General features: G+C 73.0%; 6 protein-coding genes. 1 reads left to right on the forward strand and 5 read right to left on the reverse strand.

Annotated features, from left to right (window positions below; genetic code table 11):
- Positions 1-12: 12 nt before the first annotated feature.
- The 4 genes from MB828_RS04025 to MB828_RS04040 form a co-directional block, all read right to left on the reverse strand.
- A complete protein-coding gene (locus MB828_RS04025; RefSeq protein WP_301646938.1) occupies positions 13-1,479 on the reverse strand; it encodes a sensor histidine kinase in 1,467 nt (488 codons plus the stop codon).
- Complete coding sequence (locus MB828_RS04030; RefSeq protein ID WP_046734136.1) at positions 1,480-2,214, reverse strand: response regulator transcription factor; 735 nt, start codon at positions 2,212-2,214, stop codon at positions 1,480-1,482.
- A gap of 303 nt (positions 2,215-2,517) precedes the next feature.
- Complete coding sequence (locus tag MB828_RS04035; RefSeq protein ID WP_301646939.1) at positions 2,518-3,123, reverse strand: FMN reductase; 606 nt, start codon at positions 3,121-3,123, stop codon at positions 2,518-2,520.
- Positions 3,120-4,223 carry an LLM class flavin-dependent oxidoreductase gene (locus MB828_RS04040; RefSeq protein ID WP_301646940.1) on the reverse strand — a complete coding sequence of 368 codons (1,104 nt, stop codon included), beginning with the start codon at positions 4,221-4,223 and terminating at the stop codon, positions 3,120-3,122. The genes MB828_RS04035 and MB828_RS04040 overlap by 4 nt, the downstream gene beginning before the upstream one ends.
- A 240-nt stretch (positions 4,224-4,463) precedes the next feature.
- On the opposite strand from MB828_RS04040, the gene MB828_RS04045 reads away from it, so the two are divergent.
- Positions 4,464-5,501, forward strand: coding sequence for a thaumatin family protein (locus tag MB828_RS04045; protein ID WP_301646941.1), 1,038 nt, complete (start codon positions 4,464-4,466; stop codon positions 5,499-5,501).
- A 47-nt stretch (positions 5,502-5,548) separates the two neighbouring features.
- Here the strand turns inward: MB828_RS04045 and MB828_RS04050 are convergent.
- The coding region (locus tag MB828_RS04050) for a glycoside hydrolase family protein (protein WP_301646942.1) at positions 5,549-6,609 on the reverse strand (1,061 nt) is incomplete at its 5' end.

The following is a 6,609-nucleotide window of genomic DNA, read 5'->3' on the forward strand; positions in this document are numbered from 1 at the left end:
GGGGCGTCCGGTTCACGGCCGGGTCGGCCGGGTCGTGCCGCCCCCCGCGATCCCCCCGCCCACCGTGAAGCCGATCACCGCGCCGCCGCCCTCGCGGCGGAAGGCGAAGGGGGCGCCGCCGTGGGCCATGGCGACCTCGCGGACGATGGAGAGGCCGAGGCCCGAACCGGGGAGCGAGCGGGCGTCCGCGGCGCGGTAGAAGCGGTCGAAGATGCGGATCAGGTCGCCCGCCGCGATGCCGGGACCGCGGTCCAGGACCTCCACGCGGACCGCGCCGGGCCGGGCGGGGCCGGTGACGTTGATCTCGATGGGCTCCTTGCCGCCCCGGTCGAACTTGGCCGCGTTCTCCACCAGGTTGGACAGGGCGCGTTGCAGCATGCCGGGGCGGCCGTCGGTGGTGGTGTCGCCGCTGAAGCGGACCCGGATCTCGCGGCCGGTACGGCGGCGGGCCAGCCCCGCGACGTCCTCCGCGATGTCGGCGAGGTCCACGTGCTGCGGCGGCTCGTTGTCCGACTGCCCGGCCGCGAGGTCGACCAGTTCGTTGACCAGGTCGGTCAGCTCGCGTGCCTCCTGCCCGAGGTCGGCGACGAGTTCGTCACGGGTGGCGGGCGGGAGTTCGTCGATACGGCGGAGCAGCGAGATGTTCGTACGCAGGGAGGTGAGGGGCGTACGGAGCTCGTGCCCGGCGTCCTGGACCAGCCGCCGCTGGTCCTCCTCCGACTGGGCGAGGCGGCCCAGCATCCGGTCGAAGGCGCGGCCGAGGCGGCCCACCTCGTCCAGTCCGGTCACCGGCACCTGGATGCCGAGCTGCCGGGTGCGGGCCACGTCCTCCGCGGCCGAGGTGAGGATCACCAGACGGCGGGTGATCCGGCGGGCCAGCCACCAGCCGAACAGCCCGGCGGCCACCACGACCGCCGCCATCAGCGCCAGGGTGCGCTGCTGGAGGGCCCGCAGCAGGTCCTCGGTGTCGCTGAACTCCTGCGCCACCTGCACGGCGCCCCGTCCGTCGCCGAGGGCCACGGTGGCGATCCGGAACAGGTCCTCGCCGACCCGGACGTCCTTGTGCTCGACCGTCTTCCCGGCGGCCCTGGCGGTGGCGGCCGCCCGGTCCGCGGGGGTCACCGGCAGCACCGGGCTGCCGTGGTCGACGATCTCGCCCCGCGTGCCGAGCACCTGGACGTCGGTGCGCGCCGGCCGGACCAGGTCGTGCCCCGGCCGGGAGGAGGAGAAGTCGTCCGGCATCATCCGGTGCTGCTTGACCTCGTCCTGCACGTCGGAGACGACCTGGGTGAACACCGACTGCTGGTCGACGCGGACCAGCCGGGCGGCAGCGTTGTACGACAGGATGCCGACGACGATCGTGACGGCCGCGGTGACCGCCGCGAAGGAGACGACGAAGGTGGTGCGCAGGGAGACGAGCTTGGGCCGACGCCGCGCCAGCGCCCGTCCGATCCGCTCCGGCCGCCCGAGGCGGCCCACTCAGTCCTCCCGCAGCACGTAACCCACGCCCCGCACGGTGTGGATCAGCTGCGGGGCACCGGGCTCGTCCAGCTTGCGGCGCAGGTAGCCGACGTAGACGGCGAGGTTCTTGGAACCGGGGCCGAAGTCGTAGCCCCAGATTCGGTCGTAGATCGTGGAGTGGTCGAGGACGATCCCCGCGTTGCGCGCGAGCAGTTCGAGGAGTTCGAACTCGGTGCGGGTCAGCTCCAGCTCGCGCCGGCCGCGCCAGGCCCGGCGGGCCTGGAGGTCCATCCGCAGGCCGGCCGCCTCCACCTGCCGGTCGGAGATCTGCGGCTCGCGGCCCGGGTCGGCGCCGACCGTGGCGCCGCCACCGGTGCCGCCGCCACCGGCCGGGACCGGGGAGGTGCGGCGCAGCAGTGCGCGCAGCCGGGCGAAGACCTCCTCGACGTCGAAGGGCTTGACCACGTAGTCGTCGGCGCCGGCGTCCAGGCCGGCGATCCGGTCGGCGGTCTCGACCAGCGCGGTGAGCATGAGGATCGGGGTGCGGTCGCCCTCGGCGCGCAGCACCCGGCAGACCTGGAGGCCGTCGATGCCGGGCATCATCACGTCGAGGACGAGGACGTCGGGGTGGGTGCGATGGGCGTGCGCCAAGGCTTCCACGCCGTCCGCGACCGCGGTCACCTCGTAACCCTCCAGGCTGAGGGCACGCTCCAGGGCGTGGCGGATGGCGCGGTCGTCTTCGGCGAGCAGCACAGTCTGGGGCACGTGCCCAGTCTGCCAAGGCGCCGGGGGTTCGGCCGGGGTGAGCGGGCCTACGATCACCCTTTTTACCTGCCTCTCACCGTCACAGAGGCAACCGGGCGCGCCGGACTCCGGCTGCCGCCGAGTGGGGAGGCCGGGCACGCGGTCCGGTCGCATCTCGGCTGCCGGCCGGTGGGGGCTGGACGTGTGGTCCGGTCGTGGTTCGGCTGCCGCCCGGTGGGGGCTGGGCCCGAAGTCCGGTCGTAGTTCGGCTGCCGCCCCGGTGGGGGTCGAGCGCGCCGTTCCCCGCGCCCCTTACGGGGCGCTCAGCCGCGCCAGCTGTTCAGCGAACGGGATCACCTGGAGGTCGTCGCCGTCGGACTTCCGGGGCTTGGTCCCCGACAGGCCCGACATCAGCGCCGCCAGCTCCCCCGCCGCCCGCTCGACGCGGTCCTCCAGGCCCTGCGCGCCCCAGTCCTCCGACGCCGCGTACACGCCCGTCGGTACGACCACGGCCCGCAGGTAGGCGAACAGCGGCCGCAGCGCGTGCTCAAGGACCAGCGAGTGCCGGGCCGTGCCCCCGGTCGCCGCGATCAGCACCGGCTTCCCGACCAGCGCCTCCTTGTCGAGCACGTCGAAGAACGACTTGAACAGCCCGCTGTACGACGCGGTGAACACCGGGGTCACGGCGATCACGCCGTCGGCCCGCGTCACCGCGTCCAGGGCGGCGGCCAGCTTCCGCCCCGGGAACCCGTTGGTGAAGTTGTGCGCGATCTCCACCGCGAGGTCGCGCAGTTCCACGACCTCCACCTCCACCCCGGCACCGGCCGGGGTGCGGCCCACCGCGGCGGCCAGCCGGTCGGCCAGCAGCCGGGTGGACGACGGCACGCTCAGCCCCGCCGAGACGACGACGAGCTTCATGCCTGGACCTCCTCCTTCTCCGCGGTGGCGGCGGCCGCCGCGACCAGCGAGGCGTGGGTGGGCGCCTCGGGGACGTCCGCCGGGCGGCCCTTCGCGAACTCCTCGCGCAGCACCGGCACGACCTCCTCGCCCAGCATGTCGAGCTGCTCCAGGACCGTCTTCAGCGGCAGCCCCGCGTGGTCGACGAGGAACAGCTGGCGCTGGTAGTCACCGGCGTACTCGCGGAACGCCAGCGTCTTCTCGATGACCTGCTCGGGCGTGCCGACGGTCAGCGGGGTCTGGTCGGTGAAGTCCTCCAGGGAGGGCCCGTGGCCGTAGACCGGCGCGTTGTCGAAGTACGGCCGGAACTCGCGTATCGCGTCCTGCGAGTTCTTCCGCATGAACACCTGGCCGCCGAGGCCGACGATCGCCTGCTCCGGCGTGCCGTGCCCGTAGTGGGCGTACCGGGCCCGGTACAGCTCGACCATGCGCTTGGTGTGGTCGGCGGGCCAGAAGATGTTGTTGTGGAAGAAGCCGTCGCCGTAGTAGGCGGCCTGCTCGGCTATCTCGGGCGAGCGGATGGAGCCGTGCCAGACGAACGGCGCGACGCCGTCCAGCGGGCGCGGGGTGGAGGTGAAGCCCTGCAGCGGGCTGCGGAACTTGCCCTCCCAGTCCACCACGTCCTCGCGCCACAGCCGGCGCAGCAGGGCGTAGTTCTCGATGGCGAGGTTGATGCCCTGCCGGATGTCCTGCCCGAACCAGGGGTAGACCGGACCGGTGTTGCCGCGGCCCATCATCAGGTCCACCCGGCCGTCGGCCAGGTGCTGGAGCATCGCGAAGTCCTCGGCGATCTTCACCGGGTCGTTCGTGGTGATGAGGGTGGTGGAGGTGGAGAGGACCAGCTTCTCCGTCCGCGCGGCGATGTAGCCGAGCATGGTCGTCGGGGACGACGGCACGAACGGCGGGTTGTGGTGCTCACCGGTCGCGAAGACGTCGAGCCCGACCTCCTCGGCCTTCAGCGCGATCGCGACCATCGCCTTGATGCGCTCCCGCTCGGTCGGAGTGCGCCCCGTGGTGGGGTCCGGCGTGACGTCGCCGACCGTGAAGATCCCGAACTGCATGCTCGCTCACCCTCCAGGTTGTTTACGATTCAACTATACCCACAGAACCAGACCCCACCGCCACCTATTCCCCCGGGGGGAAGCGCCCCGTCAGGGGCGCGGGGAACTGCGCGACCAGCCCCCACCGGCCGGCAGCCATGGCACAACCGCCACACCCCCCGTTTCCGTTATCCCGCCGCACCCGCCCGGGTCTCCCCCACGACAGCCCACCCCCGTGGGAACGGACAGGAGCCCCGTGACATGCACCACCGCCGCCAGCGCACCCGCCACCGCACCCGCTACTCCGGCCTCGCCGCCACCGCCGCCGTGGTCTTCACCTGCCTCGCCCTGGTGACCGGCGTGGTCCTGGCCCGTATGCAGTCGGGCCCGGCATCGCAGCACCGCACCACCGCCGCCACCCCCCACACCACCGCCGCCACTCCCCGCACGACGGCCACCACTCCCCTCACCAGCCCCTCCCCGAAACCGTCGCCGTCCCGCTCGGCGCCCCCGCACACGAAACCCCGCACCTCGGCCCCCACCAAGGCCACCCCCTCGCGCACCGCGAAACAGCCGGCACCCGCCACCGGCCCCGTCGGCAAACGCACCATCACCCTGGTCAACCGCCTCCACGAGACCATCTGGCCCGCCATCGCCGCCGACCCCCATCACCCCGTCGAGGCGACGGGCTGGGTGCTGCGCCCCGGACAGAGCCTCAGTTTCGCCATCCCCGACCACTGGGACGTCCGGCTCTGGGCCCGCACCGGCTGCTCCTTCGACGCCCACGGCGACGGCACCTGCCTCAGCGGCGGCTGCGGCCACTTCCAGTGCGGCTCGACCTGGGGCGAGTTCCCCTCCACCCTCGCCGAGTTCAACCTGAACGCCTGGAACGGCATGGACTTCTACGACGTCAGCCAGGTCGAGGGCTACAACCTGCCGATGTGGATCAACAGTTACGGCGGCACGTCCAAGGACAAGGTCGACGCCCGCGGCTGCACCTCCGCCGGCTGCGTCAAGGACACCATCGCGACCTGCCCGAAGAAACTGCGACGCGTCCGGGGCGGCCAAGTCGTCGCCTGCCTGAGCGCCTGCCTGGTGTTCAACACCGACCAGACCTGCTGCACCGGCGCCTACGCCGCCCGCCCCCAGTGCGTACCCTCCTCCTGGCCGGTGAACTCCGCCGCGGTCTTCAAGGCGGCCGACCCCAACGCCTACTCGTACGTCAACGACGACGCGACCAGCGTCTTCACCTGCTCCGGGGAGTGCGGCTACCGCGTCACCTGGGGCGTCAGCCCATAGCCCGAGGGGGCCGGTGCCGGCAGCGCCGCCGCACCGGCCCCCTCGGCTCAGCGCGCCGCCTGGAAGGCCCGGCCCGCCGCCGTGGCCGTCGTACCGTCCGTGAACAGCCCGCTGCTCGGCTTCGACGGGTCCGCGCCCAGCCCGAACCACGCGTATCGGTGCACGTAGGGCAGGCTGTCCAGCATCTTCGTGGACGCCGTGACGAACGCCGCCTGCTGAGCGGCGGACGGGAACCGCGTCCCCTGCGAGAAGTCGATCAGCGCGTACTCGGTCAGCCAGATCGGCTTGTGGTAGCGCACGTACACCGACGTCAGGTACGACTTCAGCTGCTCGACCGCCTGCGGGGTGCGGAAGTCACCGCCGTACCAGTGCAGCGTGACGAAGTCGACCCGGTACCCCTTCTCCGACGCCCCGGCCATGAACCGGTCCAGCCAGCCGCCGGGCGTCGCCGCGCCCGTCGCGACCGCGGGACTGCCCAGGATCTTCCCGGCCGCCATCAGCTTCGGCCACAGCTGGAGCGCCTGGTCGACCGACATGTTCGACTGCTGCGCGAAGTCGGGTTCGTTGAAGGCCAGCAGGTACGGCCCGGCGGCTCGGGCCTGCGCCAGCGCCGCGTCGGTGACGGACGCGGCGCCCCAGATCATCGGCACGAACGACGCCGACCCCGGTGTCGTCACGCCCTGGTGCTGGGTGTTCCACGTGTAGTACCAGCTCGCCCCGCTCGCGGCGAGCGCCTGACTCACCCCGTTGAACGTCCACACCCCGACACCCTTCTTCGCACCGGACGCGACCTGCACGGGCGCCGCGGACTGCTTCGTGGGGCTCGGCTTCACCGACGCCTTCGCCGACGGTGAAGGGGACTTGCCGGGACTGGGACTGCTGCTCGGGCTGGGGCTCGGCGGGGCAGTGGACGAGGTGACGGCCACCGGGGTGGGCGGCGGAGCCGTCGCCGCGGCCGGCGCGGCCGGACCCGCCGTCAGCCGGGCGGCGACCAGCGCGGCCACCGCGACGGCGCCCGCCACCCGCCGGCCCGTCCGCGCAAGCCGCCGGTGCCCCCGCCGAGCCGCCCGGCCCGCAAGCCGCCGGTGCCCCCGCCGAGCCGCCCGGC

This window comes from Streptomyces arenae, from assembly GCF_022343545.1.
GTDB lineage: Bacteria > Actinomycetota > Actinomycetes > Streptomycetales > Streptomycetaceae > Streptomyces > Streptomyces humi.